The sequence below is a fragment of the Citrobacter telavivensis genome, assembly GCA_009363175.1.
GTDB classification, from domain to species: domain Bacteria; phylum Pseudomonadota; class Gammaproteobacteria; order Enterobacterales; family Enterobacteriaceae; genus Citrobacter_A; species Citrobacter_A telavivensis.
In genome coordinates this window covers 31,351-48,364 of the sequence record CP045205.1, presented here as the reverse complement: position 1 = coordinate 48,364, position 17,014 = coordinate 31,351, and the positions used below count along the sequence as shown (strand labels likewise).

General features: G+C 53.3%; 20 protein-coding genes. 14 read left to right on the top strand and 6 right to left on the bottom strand.

The features are described 5' to 3' along the window. Window positions 1–11 precede the first annotated feature (11 nt). Complete coding sequence (gene crp / locus GBC03_02485) at window positions 12–644, bottom strand: cAMP-activated global transcriptional regulator CRP (GenBank protein ID QFS69152.1); 633 nt, start codon at window positions 642–644, stop codon at window positions 12–14. Window positions 645–951: 307 nt separating this feature from the next. On the opposite strand from crp, the gene GBC03_02480 reads away from it, so the two are divergent. Then, on the top strand, window positions 952–1,356 hold the full coding sequence (locus tag GBC03_02480) for an OsmC family protein (GenBank protein QFS69151.1): 405 nt from the start codon (window positions 952–954) through the stop codon (window positions 1,354–1,356). Window positions 1,357–1,444: 88 nt separating this feature from the next. Here GBC03_02480 and GBC03_02475 read toward each other — a convergent pair whose 3' ends face one another. The 4 genes from GBC03_02475 to GBC03_02460 are packed head-to-tail and all read right to left on the bottom strand — an operon-like array spanning window position 1,445 to window position 5,513. Beyond that, window positions 1,445–2,314, bottom strand: a complete 870-nt coding sequence (locus GBC03_02475; GenBank protein ID QFS69150.1) for a phosphoribulokinase — start codon at window positions 2,312–2,314, stop codon at window positions 1,445–1,447. 54 nt (window positions 2,315–2,368) lie between these two features. Then, window positions 2,369–2,587, bottom strand: coding sequence for a YheU family protein (locus tag GBC03_02470; protein ID QFS69149.1), 219 nt, complete (start codon window positions 2,585–2,587; stop codon window positions 2,369–2,371). A 2-nt stretch (window positions 2,588–2,589) separates the two neighbouring features. Continuing rightward, a complete protein-coding gene (locus GBC03_02465; protein QFS73893.1) occupies window positions 2,590–3,576 on the bottom strand; it encodes a hydrolase in 987 nt (328 codons plus the stop codon). Window positions 3,577–3,611: 35 nt separating this feature from the next. After that, window positions 3,612–5,513, bottom strand: coding sequence for an ABC transporter ATP-binding protein (locus GBC03_02460; GenBank protein QFS69148.1), 1,902 nt, complete (start codon window positions 5,511–5,513; stop codon window positions 3,612–3,614). Window positions 5,514–5,650: 137 nt separating this feature from the next. On the opposite strand from GBC03_02460, the gene kefG reads away from it, so the two are divergent. From kefG to GBC03_02440, 4 genes are all read left to right on the top strand, one after another. Then, window positions 5,651–6,202 (top strand): glutathione-regulated potassium-efflux system ancillary protein KefG, encoded by a 552-nt coding sequence (kefG, locus tag GBC03_02455; protein ID QFS73892.1) that lies wholly within the window; start codon window positions 5,651–5,653, stop codon window positions 6,200–6,202. Further along, entirely contained in the window at window positions 6,202–8,007 is a 1,806-nt protein-coding gene (gene kefB / locus GBC03_02450; GenBank protein QFS69147.1) for a glutathione-regulated potassium-efflux system protein KefB, read from the top strand. The genes kefG and kefB overlap by 1 nt, the downstream gene beginning before the upstream one ends. 9 nt (window positions 8,008–8,016) lie before the next feature. After that, window positions 8,017–8,217: a YheV family putative metal-binding protein gene (locus tag GBC03_02445; GenBank protein QFS69146.1), complete on the top strand. Its 201-nt coding sequence runs from the start codon at window positions 8,017–8,019 to the stop codon at window positions 8,215–8,217. Between the two features lie 94 nt (window positions 8,218–8,311). Continuing rightward, window positions 8,312–8,908 carry a peptidylprolyl isomerase gene (locus GBC03_02440; GenBank protein ID QFS69145.1) on the top strand — a complete coding sequence of 199 codons (597 nt, stop codon included), beginning with the start codon at window positions 8,312–8,314 and terminating at the stop codon, window positions 8,906–8,908. 135 nt (window positions 8,909–9,043) lie between these two features. Here GBC03_02440 and GBC03_02435 read toward each other — a convergent pair whose 3' ends face one another. After that, entirely contained in the window at window positions 9,044–9,262 is a 219-nt protein-coding gene (locus tag GBC03_02435) for a lysis protein (GenBank protein QFS69144.1), read from the bottom strand. A 223-nt stretch (window positions 9,263–9,485) separates the two neighbouring features. On the opposite strand from GBC03_02435, the gene fkpA reads away from it, so the two are divergent. The 9 genes from fkpA to tuf all read left to right on the top strand — a co-directional run bounded on the left by fkpA (window position 9,486) and on the right by tuf (window position 16,896). Beyond that, entirely contained in the window at window positions 9,486–10,310 is an 825-nt protein-coding gene (gene fkpA / locus GBC03_02430; protein QFS69143.1) for an FKBP-type peptidyl-prolyl cis-trans isomerase, read from the top strand. A 290-nt stretch (window positions 10,311–10,600) separates the two neighbouring features. Continuing rightward, window positions 10,601–11,323, top strand: coding sequence for a hypothetical protein (locus tag GBC03_02425; GenBank protein ID QFS69142.1), 723 nt, complete (start codon window positions 10,601–10,603; stop codon window positions 11,321–11,323). Continuing rightward, window positions 11,323–11,709: a sulfurtransferase complex subunit TusD gene (gene tusD, locus GBC03_02420; GenBank protein QFS69141.1), complete on the top strand. Its 387-nt coding sequence runs from the start codon at window positions 11,323–11,325 to the stop codon at window positions 11,707–11,709. The genes GBC03_02425 and tusD overlap by 1 nt, the downstream gene beginning before the upstream one ends. Further along, entirely contained in the window at window positions 11,709–12,068 is a 360-nt protein-coding gene (gene tusC, locus GBC03_02415; GenBank protein QFS69140.1) for a sulfurtransferase complex subunit TusC, read from the top strand. The genes tusD and tusC overlap by 1 nt, the downstream gene beginning before the upstream one ends. 7 nt (window positions 12,069–12,075) lie before the next feature. Then, the gene (gene tusB / locus GBC03_02410) at window positions 12,076–12,363 is read left to right on the top strand and encodes a sulfurtransferase complex subunit TusB (protein QFS69139.1); all 288 of its coding nucleotides are present in this window, start codon (window positions 12,076–12,078) and stop codon (window positions 12,361–12,363) included. 125 nt (window positions 12,364–12,488) lie between these two features. After that, window positions 12,489–12,863: a 30S ribosomal protein S12 gene (gene rpsL / locus GBC03_02405; protein QFS69138.1), complete on the top strand. Its 375-nt coding sequence runs from the start codon at window positions 12,489–12,491 to the stop codon at window positions 12,861–12,863. A gap of 96 nt (window positions 12,864–12,959) precedes the next feature. Then, the gene (gene rpsG, locus GBC03_02400; GenBank protein ID QFS69137.1) at window positions 12,960–13,430 is read left to right on the top strand and encodes a 30S ribosomal protein S7; all 471 of its coding nucleotides are present in this window, start codon (window positions 12,960–12,962) and stop codon (window positions 13,428–13,430) included. A gap of 96 nt (window positions 13,431–13,526) precedes the next feature. Continuing rightward, entirely contained in the window at window positions 13,527–15,641 is a 2,115-nt protein-coding gene (gene fusA, locus GBC03_02395) for an elongation factor G (GenBank protein QFS69136.1), read from the top strand. A gap of 70 nt (window positions 15,642–15,711) precedes the next feature. Continuing rightward, window positions 15,712–16,896 (top strand): elongation factor Tu, encoded by a 1,185-nt coding sequence (gene tuf / locus GBC03_02390; protein QFS69135.1) that lies wholly within the window; start codon window positions 15,712–15,714, stop codon window positions 16,894–16,896. The last annotated feature ends 118 nt before the right edge of the window (window positions 16,897–17,014 follow it).

Below are 17,014 nucleotides of genomic sequence, written 5' to 3'. Positions count from 1 at the left end.
TTTCGATGAGATTAACGAGTGCCGTAAACGACGATCGTTTTACCGTGAGCGGAGATCAGGTTCTGATCTTCCAGCATCTTCAGAATACGACCAACGGTTTCGCGAGAGCAGCCAACGATCTGGCCAATCTCCTGGCGAGTGATTTTGATCTGCATACCGTCCGGGTGAGTCATCGCATCAGGCTGTTTCGCCAGATTCAGCAGCGTCTGGGCGATACGACCGGTCACATCGAGGAAGGCCAGGTTACCGACTTTCTCCGAAGTAACTTGCAGGCGGCGAGCCATTTGGGAAGACAGGCGCATCAGAATATCTGGGTTCACCTGGATCAACTGGCGGAATTTCTTGTAGGAAATTTCAGCCACTTCACACGCTGTTTTCGCTCGAACCCATGCGCTACGTTCCTGGCCTTCTTCAAACAGGCCCAGTTCGCCAATGAAATCACCCTGATTCAGATAAGAAAGGATCATTTCTTTCCCTTCCTCATCTTTAATCAACACTGCCACTGAGCCTTTAACGATGTAGTACAACGTTTCTGCTTTTTCACCCTGGTGAATCAGCGTGCTCTTGGACGGGTACTTATGAATGTGGCAATGAGACAAGAACCATTCAAGTGTCGGGTCTGTTTGCGGTTTGCCAAGCACCATGCGCGATTATCCTCTGTTATAAGCTGTCTCCAGAGCCAAAAAAATCCGCTGTCTCTGGGGTTGCAAAAATGTGCTTCCCTCGTCCTGGGAAGAGGCCGTCAAAAACGAACTGCAGCCTTTAATGTGAAGTCCTCTGCATACATGCAGTACATCAATGTATTACTGTAGCATCCTGACTGTTTTAGCATAGCTTTAGCCGTGTGTCTCCTGGTGTCTCGCTTCAGCATGACGGAGGTCGCCTTCCGTTGCGAGAATTGTTATGTACGCGTAATCTGTCAGGAAAATTGACGCACTGGAGTTAAAAAATATGCAAGCGCGTGTTAAATGGGTTGAAGGGTTAACCTTCCTGGGTGAGTCGGCTTCCGGTCACCAGATTTTGATGGACGGTAACTCCGGTGATAAAGCGCCGAGCCCGATGGAAATGGTGTTGATGGCGGCAGGGGGGTGCAGCGCGATTGACGTGGTTTCTATCCTGCAAAAAGGTCGTCAGGATGTGACGAACTGCGAAGTGAAACTGACGTCAGAACGTCGCGAAGAGGCACCCCGCCTGTTCACCCACATCAATCTGCATTTTATTGTCACGGGTCACGACCTGAAGGATGCCGCCGTTTCGCGTGCGGTCGATCTGTCGGCAGAAAAGTATTGCTCCGTGGCGTTAATGCTGGAAAAAGCGGTCAATATTACCCATTCGTATGAAGTGATTGCTGCCTGATGATCCTTGCCTGATGGCACTGCACTTATCAGGCCTACGACAGGAGTAGGCCGGATAACGCAACGCCGCCATCCGGCAAAATCTTACCTTACTCGATTTTTTTCCCTTCCATCAGTCGTTGTACCAGCGGCAACATAATGAGTTCCATTGCCAGCCCCATTTTGCCGCCAGGCACTACCAATGTATTGATATGGGAAATGAATGAACCTTGCAGCATTGCCAGCAGCCAGGGGAAATCGATCCCTTCCAGATTGCGGAAATGAATCACCACAAAGCTCTCATCCAGCGATGGAATACCTTTGGCTGCAAACGGGTTTGACGTGTCCACGGTGGGGACGCGCTGAAAGTTAATGTGGGTGCGGGAGAACTGCGGCGTAATGTAGTTGATGTAGTCGTCCATAGAACGCACCACGGAATCCATCACCGCTTCACGAGAATGACCCCGCTCGCTGGTATCACGGATCAGTTTCTGGATCCACTCCAGGTTAACGATGGGGACAACGCCGACCAGCAGGTCAACATGGCTTGCGACCTCATGCTGCGGTGTGACGACACCGCCGTGCAGGCCTTCATAGAACAGCACGTCTGTAGGTTCTGGCAGGGGTTGCCACGGGGTGAAGGTCCCTGGTACCTGGTTCCACGGGACCGCTTCATCGTAGGTATGCAGATATTTGCGCGACTGGCCTTTACCCGTCAGACCGTACTCAACAAACGTCTGTTCCAGCAGACCGAAGTCATTGGCGTCGGGGCCAAAATAGCTGATGTGGCGTCCGGCGTCGCGCGCTTTGCGGATCGCCATATCCATTTCCGGGCGGGTATAGCGATGAAAACTGTCGCCTTCCACCTCGGCGGCGCGCAGGTTGAGCTGCGCAAAAATTTTACGAAACGCGAGGCTGGTGGTGGTGGTCCCCGCGCCGCTGGATCCTGTTACCGCTATCACCGGATGTTTGGCAGACATGTTAACTCCATCAATAAATTGATTTTTTATTATAGTCGGCCGATAGCGTGCAGGTTATTCGCGAAATGGTTTGTGCGGCATGATGTTGACGGTTTCGTGCAACTCGGACCACACCAGTATCGCTTCTCCACACTGCAACTGGCGTTTAACGTCGGCGACTTTTTGCTCAAGGGTACGTTCATGTTCACCATAATCGGTGCCTTCGCGCAACACAAAGCTTTCGATCAGATTGTCCAGCGTCTCGGGGGAAAGGTCTTGCCAGGGGATCTGCATAATTATGCCTCCAGGTACGGTGTCAGCCAGTCAGGAATGCGCGACTCGAGCCACATTTCTGGCCGACGCAATGTCCCGCCGATAAACCCGACGTGACCGCCGTGTTCCGTTAACTGATATTCCACCTGCGGCGGTAAATCTTCCGCTTTGGGGATCACATGACTGTCCATAAACGGGTCGTCTTTCGCGTGGATGATCAGCGTCGGAATGGCGATGTCACTGAGCAAGGGCATTGCGCTACACTGACGATAGTAGTCGATAGCATCGGCGAAACCGTGAATTTTGGCGGTGATGAGATCGTCAAACTCACGGATACGGCGCAAGGATTTCAATTGCGCCAGGCTTACCGGTAGCGAACCGGGATAGGCCGCCAGCTTGCGTGACGCGTTAGCCTTCAGCAGGTTGAGCAGATAGCGCTGATAAACACGGGAAAAGCCTTTATCCATATGGTAGCTGCAGGCTTCCAGCACAAAGGGCGCTGAGACAATGACCGCCGCGTCGAGCGGGATGTTTTTTCCCTCTTTTGCCAGCAGACACGCCAGCACGTTTCCGCCAAGCGAATAGCCCACGGCGGCCGTTGGCGCATTGCCAAATTCCCGCTGTAACCAGCCTAAGAACCAGGTCCCGTCTTCGGTTTCGCCCGAGTGATAAATGCGATTCAGACGATTGGGCTCGCCGCTGCAGCCGCGAAAATGCATCACCACGCCAAGCCAGCCACGATTCTTTGCCGCTTCAATCAGGCCATGCGCGTACGGACTGTTCAGACTGCCTTCCAGACCATGAAACACCACCAGGCGCGGCTTATGCTTCGCCTGATGCGGATCTTCACTCCATGCCAGATCGACAAAGTCGCCGTCGGGTAATTCCAGACGCTGCCAGTGGGCGTCGAAATTCACTTTTCGCCGGATCAAACGCGGCAGCATGGTCTGCAAATGACAGTTACTGATACCGCGCATCGGGCGAAATTCGTCACTGCTGCCGTTCGGCATTTCAGGATCGTGAAGGATTACGTGTGTCATCGCCGTTACTCGCTCAGCATCTGCTCGAGTTGCTCCTGGGCGTCCAGCCAGGCCATTTCGCACTCTTCCAGTCCGGCTTTGGCGCTGGCCTGCTGTTGCAGACATTCCGTCAGCTCGGCTTTGCGGCTCTGGTCGTAAAGTTCGCTGTCGCCCAGCTTCTCTTCCGCCTGCGCCAACTGCGCGTTCAGTTTCTCCATCTCTTTTTCCAGACGGGCTATCTCCTTACGCAGCGGTTGGGTTTGCGTGCGCAGTTCGGCTTCACGACGCTTCTGATCTTTACGCGCCTGCGCGCTGTTGACGTTCTCTTTTGGGGCGTCGTCAGCCTGGTTTTCCTGCTTCTGCACGTCGCTCAGCCACTGCTGATAATCTTCCAGATCGCCATCGAACGGCTCGACCTTGCGGTCATGCACCAGATACAGATCGTCGGTCGTGGAGCGCAGCAAATGGCGGTCGTGCGAGACCACCACCAGTGCGCCTTCAAATTCAATCAACGCTTCGGTTAACGCCTGACGCATGTCGAGATCAAGGTGGTTGGTCGGTTCATCGAGCAGCAGCAGGTTCGGCCGCTGCCAGACGATCAGCGCCAGCACCAGTCGTGCCTTTTCGCCACCGGAGAAACGGCGTGTCTCTTCGCTGACTTTATCTCCCTGGAAGCCGAAACCGCCCAGATAATCGCGTAGCTTCTGTTCCAGCTCTTGTGGCGCCAGTCGCACCAGATGCTGCAACGGCGACTCATCCGCGCGCAAATACTCGAGCTGGTGCTGAGCGAAGTAACCGAGCTTGATGCCCTTCGCCAGCCCGATTTCACCGCTGACGGGAGTCAGTTCACCTGCCAGCAGTTTGATGAGCGTGGATTTACCCGCGCCGTTACGTCCCAGCAGGCCAATGCGCGAACCCGGCACCAGGTTCAGTTTGATCGAGTCCAGGATAATGCGTTCACCATAACCGGCGCTCACTTTCTCCATTTTCAGCAGCGGGTTCGGCAGGCTCTCCGGCGCGCGGAAGCTGAAATGGAACGGGTTGTCGACATGCGCCGGGGCAATCAGCTCCATGCGTTCCAGCATCTTGATACGGCTCTGCGCCTGCTTCGCTTTCGTGGCTTTGGCGCGGAAGCGATCAATGTAGCTTTGCAGATGCGCCACGCGCTCCTGTTGGCTTTCGTACATCGCCTGCTGCTGGGCCAGACGCGTTGCACGTTGAATTTCAAACGCGCTGTAGTTGCCGGTGTACTCGAACAGGGTTTGCTGTTCGATATGAATGATTTTATCCACCACCGGATCGAGGAAGTCGCGGTCGTGGGAGATCAGAATCAGAGTGCCCTGATAGCTCTTCAGCCATTTTTCCAGCCAGATAACTGCATCCAGATCGAGGTGGTTGGTCGGTTCATCGAGCAGGAGGAGATCGGAGCGACAAATTAACGCCTGGGCCAGGTTGAGACGCATACGCCAGCCGCCGGAAAAGTCGCTCACCGGACGTTCCAGTTGTTCATTAGAGAAGCCGAGACCATGCAACAGGCTGGCCGCGCGGGAACGCACGGTCCAGGCGTCGATGGCATCCAGCTTGCCGTGGACGGTGGCAATGGCGTGTCCATCGTTACGTTCGTTGGCGTCGTGCAACTGCGCTTCCAGTTGACGGTATTCGCGGTCGCCGTCAATGACATATTCCAGCGCGGGCTGGGGCAGTGCCGGTGTTTCCTGATTTACCCATGCCAGTTGCCAGCTTCCGGGGAAGGTAAAACCGCCGGCATCTGCGCTGATTTCATTTTTCAGCAATGCCAGCAGGGTAGATTTCCCGCAGCCGTTCTTACCCACCAGACCGACTTTCTGGCCCGGATTGATGGTGGCAGTGGCATTGTCCAGTAAGACGCGCACGCCGCGACGAATTTGTAACGAGGAGAAAACAATCATAAGGCGCCGTATGTTCAGACTATGTTAATTTATCATTATGATAATGTAAGGTGTGGGCCATTTTCCGCACCGGGCCGCAATGGTAGCCCAAAACGACGACTATACACAAAAACAGAAACAAAACCGGGAGGGGGATGATGTCTCAGCCAGCAAAGGTCTTGCTGCTGTATGCCCATCCGGAATCTCAGGACTCGGTGGCAAATCGGGTACTGCTTAAGCCGGCCACGCAGCTCAGCAACGTTACGGTGCACGATCTCTACGCGCACTATCCTGATTTTTTTATCGATATCCCGCATGAGCAGGCGTTACTGCGTGAGCATGACGTGATCGTGTTTCAGCATCCGCTGTACACCTATAGCTGTCCGGCACTGCTCAAAGAGTGGCTGGATCGCGTGTTGAGCCGTGGCTTTGCCAGCGGCCCCGGGGGAAATCAGCTTGCGGGAAAGTACTGGCGCAGCGTCATCACCACCGGTGAACCGGAGAGCGCCTATCGCTATGACGCGCTGAATCGCTATCCAATGAGCGATGTATTGCGGCCATTCGAACTGACGGCAGGAATGTGCCGAATGCACTGGCTGAGTCCCATTATTATCTACTGGGCCAGACGACAAAGCGCGCAGGAGCTGGAAAGCCATGCAAAAGCGTATGGCGACTGGCTTGCTCATCCCGTTCCTGTGGGAGGCCGCTGATGGAAGGTTCCGATTTATTGACCGCGGGAGTGCTGTTTCTCTTCGCGGCGGTGGCTGCGGTGCCTCTGGCATCGCGGCTGGGTATTGGCGCCGTGTTGGGCTATTTGCTGGCGGGGATTGCCATTGGTCCGTGGGGACTGGGGTTCATCAGCGACGTGGATGAAATTCTCCACTTCTCCGAGCTGGGCGTTGTGTTCCTGATGTTTATCATCGGACTGGAGCTGAATCCGTCGAAACTCTGGCAGCTTCGACGTTCTATCTTTGGCGTCGGAGCGGCGCAGGTTTTGCTCAGCGCGGCGCTGTTGGCCGGATTGCTGATGTTGACTGATTTCTCATGGCAGGCGGCGGTCGTCGGCGGGATAGGCCTCGCGATGTCGTCAACTGCGATGGCGCTGCAGCTGATGCGCGAAAAAGGGATGAACCGCAGCGAATCCGGGCAGTTGGGCTTTTCGGTTTTACTGTTCCAGGATCTGGCTGTGATCCCGGCATTAGCGCTGGTGCCGCTGTTAGCCGGGTCGGCGGATGAAAACTTTGACTGGATGAAGATCGGCATGAAGGTGCTGGCGTTTGCCGGCATGCTGATTGGCGGACGCTATTTGCTGCGCCCGGTATTCCGGTTTATTGCGGCGTCCGGCGTGCGAGAAGTGTTTACCGCCGCCACGCTGCTGCTGGTGCTGGGATCGGCACTGTTTATGGATGCGCTGGGGCTGTCGATGGCGCTCGGCACGTTTATCGCGGGGGTGCTGTTAGCGGAAAGCGAATACCGGCATGAGCTGGAAACCGCGATCGATCCGTTCAAGGGACTGCTGCTGGGCCTCTTTTTCATTTCGGTCGGGATGTCGCTCAATCTGGGCGTGCTGTACACCCATCTGTTGTGGGTCGTGGCAAGCGTGGTGGTGCTGGTGGCGGTTAAAACGCTGGTCCTTTATCTGCTGGCGCGACTGTACGGTCTGCGCAGTTCTGAAAGAATGCAGTTTGCTGGCGTGTTGAGTCAGGGGGGAGAGTTTGCCTTTGTGCTGTTCTCGACCGCGTCATCGCAGCGGCTGTTTCAGGGCGACCAGATGGCGCTTCTGCTGGTGACCGTCACGCTGTCGATGATGACTACGCCGATGCTGATGAAGCTTATCGACAAATGGCTTTCCCGCCAGCTTAACGGTCCGGATGAAGAAGATGAAATGCCGTGGGTCGAGGATGACAAGCCGCAGGTCATCGTGGTGGGTTTTGGTCGTTTTGGTCAGGTCATCGGTCGTTTGCTGATGGCAAATAAGATGCGCATTACCGTGCTGGAGCGGGACATCAGTGCGGTGAATCTGATGCGCAAATACGGCTATAAGGTTTATTACGGTGATGCGACGCAGGTGGACCTGCTGCGTTCTGCCGGTGCCGAGGCGGCGGAATCCATCGTCATTACCTGTAATGAGCCGGAAGATACGATGAAGCTGGTGGAGATTTGCCAACAGCATTTTCCGCATTTGCATATTCTTGCGCGAGCGCGCGGACGTGTCGAAGCACATGAGTTATTACAGGCGGGGGTCGTGCAGTTTTCCCGTGAGACCTTCTCCAGTGCACTGGAGCTGGGGCGCAAAACGCTGGTGTCATTGGGAATGCATCCCCATCAGGCGCAGCGGGCGCAACTACATTTCCGCCGGCTGGATATGCGGATGCTGAGGGAGCTCATCCCGATGCATACCGATACGCTACAAATCTCTCGCGCCAGAGAAGCCAGACGCGAGCTGGAGGAGATTTTCCAGCGCGAGATGCAACAAGAGCGACGCCAACTGGATGGCTGGGATGAATTCGAATAGAGGATAAGTATGGCAATCCGTAAACGTTTTATTGCAGGGGCGAAATGCCCTTCCTGCCAGGCGCAGGATTCTCTGGCGATGTGGCGCGAGAATAATATCGATATTGTTGAATGTGTTAAGTGCGGGCATCAGATGCGGGAAGCGGATAAAGAAGTCCGCGATCACGTGCGCAAAGAAGAGCAAGTGATCGGGATCTTTCATCCAGACTAGCGATATGGCCCGAGATTTTTTAAGCTAAGGGGTACACAGGTGCAGATTTCCGCTACAATCTGCGCCAGCAATTTTCCCACGCTCAGGAGATATCATGAAAGTAGCAAAAGACCTGGTGGTCAGCCTGGCCTATCAGGTACGTACAGAAGACGGTGTGTTGGTTGATGAGTCTCCGGTGAGTGCGCCGCTGGACTATCTGCATGGTCACGGTTCCCTGATCTCTGGCCTGGAAACAGCGCTGGAAGGTCACGATGTTGGCGACAAATTTGATGTTGCTGTAGGCGCGAACGACGCTTACGGTCAGTACGACGAAAACCTGGTGCAGCGCGTTCCTAAAGACGTCTTCATGGGCGTTGATGAACTGCAGGTTGGCATGCGTTTCCTGGCTGAAACTGACCAGGGTCCGGTACCGGTAGAAATTACCGAAGTGGAAGACGACCACGTTGTGGTTGATGGCAACCACATGCTTGCAGGTCAGAATCTGAAGTTCAACGTTGAAGTTGTGGCGATCCGCGAAGCGACCGAAGAAGAGCTGGCTCATGGCCACGTTCACGGTGCGCACGGTCACGACCATGACCACGATCACGACGGCTGCTGCGGCGGTCACGGCCATGACCACGGTCACGAGCACGGCGGCGAAGGCTGCTGCGGTGGTGGCGGTAAAGGCAACGGCGGCTGCGGTTGCCACTAAAAGGTCATAATGTCTGATGGCGCTACGCTTATCAGGCCTACGGGTTCATTGGGATGAGTAGGCCGGATAAGGCGCTTGCGCCGCCATCCGGCAATGAGCCACAAAAAAGCGGGATAAACCCGCTTTTTTTATGTCTCAATAATGAGGCGGTGGCGTCTCTTCGGCCTGAGAGGCGATATTGGAAGGCTGGCTCGCCTTGAGTTTCTCCGTCAGCAGTCGCAGATGATCGCGCAATTTGGCCATTTCCATCTCGTGAGCGGTTACCGTTACGTTGAGCTCTTCAATGGTGATTTCCTGAAAAGCCAGCCGACTTTCCAGCTCGGCCAGTCGGGTTTCCATCGTTGTATCCTGCATGATTCACCTCATCGATTGTCTCTGGTCGCGGCGGATTCTACTTAACTTTATCCGAATACACAGCCCTGATTCCTTCTCATCGAAACTAATTTAAACAAAAAGAGTCTCAAAAGAAGCGATTATCAGGTATGTCTGTATGTTGATTTGTTCAACAACGCTTTATAGTACGCTTCTCACATAAAAGTTAACCATGGGGTGAGATGCCCCGGCCCTGGAGATATGGATGAAATCACTGTTTAAAGTCACTCTGCTGGCGACCACGATGGCCGTTGCTCTGCACGCCCCGATCACCTTCGCAGCCGAAGCCGCAAAACCGGCCGCCGCTGCTGACAGCAAAGCCGCGTTCAAAAATGACGACCAGAAATCGGCTTATGCACTGGGCGCATCGCTGGGCCGCTATATGGAAAACTCCCTGAAAGAGCAGGAAAAACTGGGCATCAAACTGGACAAAGACCAACTGATCGCCGGCGTTCAGGATGCGTTTGCTGATAAGAGCAAACTGTCTGACCAGGAAATCGAACAGACTCTGCAAGCATTTGAAGCACGCGTGAAAGCCTCCGCTCAGGCGAAGATGGAAAAAGACGCGGCTGACAACGAAACCAAAGGCAAAGAGTTCCGCACCAAGTTTGCGAAAGAGAAAGATGTGAAGACCTCTTCAACGGGCCTGCTCTACAAAGTGGAGAAAGCCGGTACGGGCGAAGCGCCGAAAGACAGCGACACTGTGGTGGTGAACTACAAAGGGACGCTGATCGACGGTAAAGAGTTCGATAACTCCTATACCCGTGGCGAGCCGCTCTCTTTCCGTCTGGACGGTGTGATTCCTGGCTGGACTGAAGGTCTGAAGAACATTAAGAAAGGCGGGAAGATCAAGATGGTCATCCCACCAGAGCTGGCTTACGGTAAAACCGGCGTTCCGGGGATCCCAGCTAACTCCACGCTGGTATTCGACGTAGAACTGCTGGATATCAAGCCGGCACCGAAGGCGGATGACAAGCCAGAAGCAGCAGCAGAAGCTGATGCAAAAGCAGCAGATGCCGCTAAAAAATAAAAATTGAGAACCGCCGCCGAACAGAGCGGCGGTTTTTTTATGCAGGCCGGATACATACACAAAATCATTCAAGTTGCATCAAGGCGGTAAGGGAGTGAATCCCCTGGCGCGTACATAAGTACGTAACTGGGGCGAACGAGCGAAACCAACGCTGAGGCAGCCTGAAGGATGACGTGTATAATTAATAGTGGAAAGTGGAAGCCCCTCTGTATTAATTTAACCATCCACAAAATTAATGAGCCTGCCCTGAAAACATAACGACAGGCTCCTGAAAAGGAGTGTTTTTTTTCATGTCCAGGTCGCTTTTAACCAACGAAACCAGTGAGCTCGACTTACTGGATCAACGTCCTTTCGATCAGACCGACTTTGATATTTTGAAATCCTACGAAGCGGTGGTGGACGGGTTAGCGATGCTCATTGGTTCCCACTGTGAAATCGTATTGCACTCTTTGCAGGATTTGAAATGTTCCGCCATTCGTATTGCCAATGGTGAACACACGGGACGTAAAATCGGTTCACCGATTACTGACCTTGCGTTACGAATGCTGCACGATATGACCGGTGCAGATAGCAGCGTTTCCAAATGCTATTTTACCCGTGCGAAAAGCGGCGTTTTGATGAAGTCAGTGACGATTGCCATTCGCAATCGCGAGCATCGCGTGATTGGTCTGCTGTGCATCAACATGAACCTTGATGTCCCGTTCTCGCAGATCATGAATACCTTTATTCCGCCGGAGACCCCGGAAGTCGGATCGTCTGTTAACTTCGCCTCTTCTGTAGAAGATCTGGTGACGCAGACGCTGGAGTTCACCATTGAAGAGGTGAACGCCGATCGTAATGTCTCCAATAATGCCAAGAACCGCCAGATCGTTCTGAATCTGTATGAGAAAGGCATCTTCGATATTAAGGACGCGATCAACCAGGTTGCCGATCGTCTGAATATCTCCAAGCACACCGTGTACCTCTATATTCGCCAGTTCAAGAGCGGTGACTTCCAGGGGCAAGATAAGTAATGCGTTTTGCCATTGTGGTTACCGGTCCGGCATATGGTACCCAGCAGGCGAGCAGCGCACTGCAGTTTGCTCAGGCGCTGATTGAAGAAGGCCATACGTTAAGCAGCGTCTTTTTCTATCGGGAAGGCGTGTATAACGCCAACCAACTGACCTCTCCGGCCAGTGATGAATTTGATCTGGTCCGGGCCTGGCAACAAATGAATACACAGCATGGCGTTGAACTGAACATCTGTGTGGCGGCGGCACTGCGTCGCGGTGTGGTCGATGAAACAGAAGCGGGCAGGCTGGGGCTGGCGTCCGCCAATCTGCAGCCGGGTTTTACCCTCAGCGGACTGGGCGCGCTGGCACAAGCCTCACTGACCTGCGATCGCGTGGTACAGTTCTGATGAAACGTATTGCCTTTGTCTTTTCCACAATGCCGCACGGGAGTGCATCGGGTCGCGAAGGGCTGGATGCGCTGTTGGCCACCTCGGCATTAACCGAAGAGATCGGCGTCTTCTTTATTAGTGATGGCGTCTTTCAGATCCTGCAGGGACAAAAACCGGATGTCATTCTGGCCCGCGACTATATTGCGACCTTCAAACTGCTGGGACTGTACGATATCGAACAGTGCTGGTTATGTGCCGCCTCGCTGCGCGAGAGGGGACTCGGGGAAGGCGTAAGTTTTGTCGTTGATGCGACACCGCTGGAGCCAGAAGCGCTGCGTCGCGAACTGGGCAACTACGATGTCATCCTGAGGTTTTGAGGTTCTCATGCTGCATACTTTACACCGCTCCGCGTGGCACTCTGATTTCTCTGCTATTCAGCGCCTGATCGCAGAAGGCGATGAACTTTTATTGCTCCAGGATGGCGTCGTCGCCGCAGTAGAAGGCAGCCGCTTCCTTGAAAGCCTGCAAAATACCCCCATAACTGTTTACGCACTGAAAGAAGACATTGAAGCTCGCGGTTTGGGTGGTCAAATTTCAGACAGTGTCGTCAGGGTTGACTATACTGACTTCGTCAGACTTACGGTTAAGCACGCCAGCCAGATGGCCTGGTGATTGTGTGATCGTTGTATATTTCTTGACACCTTTTCGACACCGCCCTAAAATTCGGCGTCCTCATATTGTATGAGGTCGTTTTATTACGTGTTTACGAAGCAAAAGCTAAAACCAGGAGCTATTTAATGGCAACAGTTAACCAGCTGGTACGCAAACCACGCGCTCGCAAAGTTGCAAAAAGCAACGTGCCTGCGCTGGAAGCATGCCCGCAAAAACGTGGTGTATGTACTCGTGTATATACTACCACTCCTAAAAAACCGAACTCCGCACTGCGTAAAGTATGCCGTGTTCGTCTGACTAACGGTTTCGAAGTGACTTCCTACATCGGTGGTGAAGGTCACAACCTGCAGGAGCACTCCGTGATCCTGATCCGTGGCGGTCGTGTTAAAGACCTCCCGGGTGTTCGTTACCACACCGTACGCGGTGCGCTTGACTGCTCTGGCGTTAAAGACCGTAAGCAAGCTCGCTCCAAGTATGGCGTGAAGCGTCCTAAGGCTTAATGGTTCTCCGTTAAGTAAGGCCAAACGTTTTAACTTAAATGTCAAACTAAACTCGTAGAGTTTTGGACAATCCTGAATTAACAACGGAGTATTTCCATGCCACGTCGTCGCGTCATTGGTCAGCGTAAAATTCTGCCGGATCCGAAGTTCGGATCAGAACTGCTGGCTAAATTTGTAAATATCCTGATGGTAGATGGTAAAAAATCTACTGCCGAAACAATCGTATACAGCGCGCTGGAGACCCTGGCTCAGCGCTCTGGTAAATCTGAACTGGAAGCTTTCGAAGTAGCTCTCGAAAACGTGCGCCCGACTGTCGAAGTTAAGTCTCGCCGCGTTGGTGGTTCTACTTATCAGGTACCAGTTGAAGTCCGTCCGGTTCGTCGTAATGCCCTGGCAATGCGTTGGATCGTTGAAGCTGCTCGTAAACGCGGTGATAAATCCATGGCTCTGCGCCTGGCGAACGAACTTTCTGATGCTGCAGACAACAAAGGTACTGCAGTTAAGAAACGTGAAGACGTTCACCGTATGGCAGAAGCCAACAAGGCGTTCGCACACTACCGTTGGTAATCCCTTCGGAGTTTTAGTCACCAGGCGGGCGCTTCCAGTAAGCAGCCCGCTTTGGGCTACTTAAATTGAACGCCTAAAAGATAAACGAGGAATCAAATGGCTCGTACAACACCCATCGCACGCTACCGTAACATCGGTATCAGTGCGCACATCGACGCCGGTAAAACCACTACTACCGAACGTATTCTGTTCTACACCGGTGTAAACCATAAAATCGGTGAAGTTCATGACGGCGCGGCCACCATGGACTGGATGGAGCAGGAGCAGGAACGTGGTATTACTATCACTTCCGCAGCGACTACTGCATTCTGGTCTGGTATGGCTAAGCAGTATGAACCGCATCGTGTAAACATCATCGACACCCCGGGGCACGTTGACTTCACAATCGAAGTAGAACGTTCCATGCGTGTTCTTGATGGTGCGGTAATGGTTTACTGCGCAGTTGGTGGTGTTCAGCCGCAGTCTGAAACCGTATGGCGTCAGGCAAACAAATATAAAGTTCCGCGCATTGCGTTCGTTAACAAAATGGACCGTATGGGTGCGAACTTCCTGAAAGTTGTTGGTCAGATCAAAACCCGTCTGGGCGCGAACCCTGTTCCGCTGCAGCTGGCAATTGGCGCTGAAGAAGCGTTCACCGGTGTTGTTGACCTGGTGAAAATGAAAGCCATCAACTGGAACGAAGCAGATGCAGGCGTTACCTTCACTTATGAAGATATTCCGGCTGACATGCAGGAACTGGCTGAAGAATGGCACCAGAACCTGATCGAGTCCGCTGCGGAAGCTTCTGAAGAGCTGATGGAGAAATACCTGGGTGGTGAAGAACTGACTGAAGAAGAGATCAAAAAAGCTCTGCGTCAGCGTGTTCTGAACAACGAAATCATCCTGGTAACCTGTGGTTCTGCATTTAAGAACAAAGGTGTTCAGGCGATGCTGGATGCGGTAATTGATTACCTGCCATCCCCGGTTGACGTACCTGCGATCAACGGTATCCTGGACGACGGTAAAGATACGCCTGCTGAGCGTCACGCTAGCGACGAAGAGCCTTTCTCTGCACTGGCATTCAAAATCGCTACCGACCCGTTCGTGGGTAACCTGACCTTCTTCCGTGTGTACTCCGGTGTGGTTAACTCTGGTGATACCGTACTGAACTCCGTGAAATCTGCACGTGAGCGTTTCGGCCGTATCGTTCAGATGCACGCTAACAAACGTGAAGAGATCAAAGAAGTTCGCGCGGGCGACATCGCTGCTGCGATCGGTCTGAAAGACGTAACCACTGGTGACACCCTGTGTGACCCGGATGCGCCGATCATTCTGGAGCGTATGGAATTCCCTGAGCCGGTAATTTCCATCGCCGTAGAACCGAAAACCAAAGCTGACCAGGAAAAAATGGGTCTGGCTCTGGGTCGTCTGGCTAAAGAAGACCCGTCATTCCGCGTATGGACTGACGAAGAATCTAACCAGACCATTATCGCCGGTATGGGTGAACTGCACCTCGACATCATCGTTGACCGTATGAAGCGTGAATTCAACGTTGAAGCGAACGTCGGTAAACCTCAGGTTGCTTACCGCGAAGCGATTCGTGCGAAAGTTACCGATATCGAAGGTAAACACGCCAAGCAGTCTGGTGGTCGCGGTCAGTATGGTCATGTTGTTATCGACATGTACCCACTGGAGCCGGGTTCTAACCCGAAAGGCTACGAGTTCGTCAACGACATTAAAGGTGGTGTAATCCCTGGCGAATACATCCCGGCCGTTGATAAAGGTATCCAGGAGCAGCTGAAAGCCGGCCCGCTGGCAGGTTACCCGGTTGTTGATATGGGTGTTCGTCTGCACTTCGGTTCTTACCATGACGTTGACTCCTCTGAACTGGCGTTTAAACTGGCTGCGTCTATTGCCTTTAAAGAAGGCTTTAAGAAAGCTAAACCAGTTCTGCTTGAGCCAATCATGAAGGTTGAGGTAGAAACGCCGGAAGAAAACACCGGTGATGTTATCGGTGACTTGAGCCGTCGTCGCGGTATGCTGCGCGGTCAGGAATCCGAAGTCACTGGCGTTAAGATCCACGCTGAAGTTCCGCTGTCTGAAATGTTCGGATATGCAACTCAGCTGCGTTCTCTGACCAAAGGTCGCGCATCGTACACTATGGAATTCCTGAAGTATGATGATGCACCGAACAACGTTGCTCAGGCCGTAATCGAAGCCCGTGGTAAATAATCCACAGGATTAAAACCTAAGTCCCGTGCTCTCTCCACAAGGGGAGAGCGCTATAGTAAGGAATATAGCCGTGTCTAAAGAAAAATTTGAACGTACAAAACCGCACGTTAACGTCGGCACCATCGGCCACGTTGACCACGGTAAAACTACCCTGACTGCTGCCATCACTACCGTACTGGCTAAAACCTACGGCGGTGCTGCTCGCGCATTCGATCAGATCGATAACGCGCCGGAAGAAAAAGCTCGTGGTATCACCATCAACACCTCTCACGTTGAATATGACACCCCGACTCGCCACTACGCGCACGTAGACTGCCCGGGCCACGCCGACTATGTTAAAAACATGATCACCGGTGCTGCGCAGATGGACGGCGCGATCCTGGTTGTTGCTGCGACTGACGGCCCGATGCCGCAGACTCGTGAGCACATCCTGCTGGGTCGTCAGGTAGGCGTTCCGTACATCATCGTGTTCCTGAACAAATGCGACATGGTTGATGACGAAGAGCTGCTGGAACTGGTAGAGATGGAAGTTCGTGAACTGCTGTCTCAGTACGATTTCCCGGGCGACGACACGCCGATCATTCGTGGTTCTGCTCTGAAAGCGCTGGAAGGCGATGCAGAGTGGGAAGCGAAAATCATCGAACTGGCTGGCTTCCTGGATTCTTACATCCCGGAACCAGAGCGTGCGATTGACAAGCCGTTCCTGCTGCCGATCGAAGACGTATTCTCCATCTCCGGTCGTGGTACCGTTGTTACCGGTCGTGTAGAGCGCGGTATCATCAAAGTTGGCGAAGAAGTTGAAATCGTTGGTATCAAAGAGACTGCGAAGTCTACCTGTACTGGCGTTGAAATGTTCCGCAAACTGCTGGACGAAGGCCGTGCGGGTGAGAACGTAGGTGTTCTGCTGCGTGGTATCAAACGTGAAGAAATCGAACGTGGTCAGGTACTGGCTAAGCCGGGTTCCATCAAGCCGCACACCAAGTTCGAATCTGAAGTGTACATTCTGTCCAAAGACGAAGGCGGCCGTCATACTCCGTTCTTCAAAGGCTACCGTCCGCAGTTCTACTTCCGTACAACTGACGTGACTGGCACCATCGAACTGCCGGAAGGCGTAGAGATGGTAATGCCAGGCGACAACATCAAAATGGTTGTTACCCTGATCCACCCGATCGCGATGGACGACGGTCTGCGTTTCGCAATCCGTGAAGGCGGCCGTACTGTTGGTGCGGGCGTTGTTGCTAAAGTAATGAGCTAATATTTACTCATTAGTTCTGCACTTAAAAAGGGCGCTTCGGCGCCCTTTTTGCTGCCTGTGATTTGGTCGTCACATTTACTCGCAATTTTTACTTCGCTCCCGTTGCGTAGAGAGAATT

Excerpts from the sequence above, each read along its gene's own strand:
- crp (QFS69152.1), bottom strand. The coding sequence starts at position 644 with ATGGTGCTTGGCAAACCGCAAACAGACCCGACACTTGAATGGTTCTTG.
- GBC03_02480 (QFS69151.1), top strand. The coding sequence starts at position 952 with ATGCAAGCGCGTGTTAAATGGGTTGAAGGGTTAACCTTCCTGGGTGAG.
- GBC03_02475 (QFS69150.1), bottom strand. The coding sequence starts at position 2,314 with ATGTCTGCCAAACATCCGGTGATAGCGGTAACAGGATCCAGCGGCGCG.
- GBC03_02470 (QFS69149.1), bottom strand. The coding sequence starts at position 2,587 with ATGCAGATCCCCTGGCAAGACCTTTCCCCCGAGACGCTGGACAATCTG.
- GBC03_02465 (QFS73893.1), bottom strand. The coding sequence starts at position 3,576 with ATGCCGAACGGCAGCAGTGACGAATTTCGCCCGATGCGCGGTATCAGT.
- GBC03_02460 (QFS69148.1), bottom strand. The coding sequence starts at position 5,513 with ATGATTGTTTTCTCCTCGTTACAAATTCGTCGCGGCGTGCGCGTCTTA.
- kefG (QFS73892.1), top strand. The coding sequence starts at position 5,651 with ATGTCTCAGCCAGCAAAGGTCTTGCTGCTGTATGCCCATCCGGAATCT.
- kefB (QFS69147.1), top strand. The coding sequence starts at position 6,202 with ATGGAAGGTTCCGATTTATTGACCGCGGGAGTGCTGTTTCTCTTCGCG.
- GBC03_02445 (QFS69146.1), top strand. The coding sequence starts at position 8,017 with ATGGCAATCCGTAAACGTTTTATTGCAGGGGCGAAATGCCCTTCCTGC.
- GBC03_02440 (QFS69145.1), top strand. The coding sequence starts at position 8,312 with ATGAAAGTAGCAAAAGACCTGGTGGTCAGCCTGGCCTATCAGGTACGT.
- GBC03_02435 (QFS69144.1), bottom strand. The coding sequence starts at position 9,262 with ATGCAGGATACAACGATGGAAACCCGACTGGCCGAGCTGGAAAGTCGG.
- fkpA (QFS69143.1), top strand. The coding sequence starts at position 9,486 with ATGAAATCACTGTTTAAAGTCACTCTGCTGGCGACCACGATGGCCGTT.
- GBC03_02425 (QFS69142.1), top strand. The coding sequence starts at position 10,601 with ATGTCCAGGTCGCTTTTAACCAACGAAACCAGTGAGCTCGACTTACTG.
- tusD (QFS69141.1), top strand. The coding sequence starts at position 11,323 with ATGCGTTTTGCCATTGTGGTTACCGGTCCGGCATATGGTACCCAGCAG.
- tusC (QFS69140.1), top strand. The coding sequence starts at position 11,709 with ATGAAACGTATTGCCTTTGTCTTTTCCACAATGCCGCACGGGAGTGCA.
- tusB (QFS69139.1), top strand. The coding sequence starts at position 12,076 with ATGCTGCATACTTTACACCGCTCCGCGTGGCACTCTGATTTCTCTGCT.
- rpsL (QFS69138.1), top strand. The coding sequence starts at position 12,489 with ATGGCAACAGTTAACCAGCTGGTACGCAAACCACGCGCTCGCAAAGTT.
- rpsG (QFS69137.1), top strand. The coding sequence starts at position 12,960 with ATGCCACGTCGTCGCGTCATTGGTCAGCGTAAAATTCTGCCGGATCCG.
- fusA (QFS69136.1), top strand. The coding sequence starts at position 13,527 with ATGGCTCGTACAACACCCATCGCACGCTACCGTAACATCGGTATCAGT.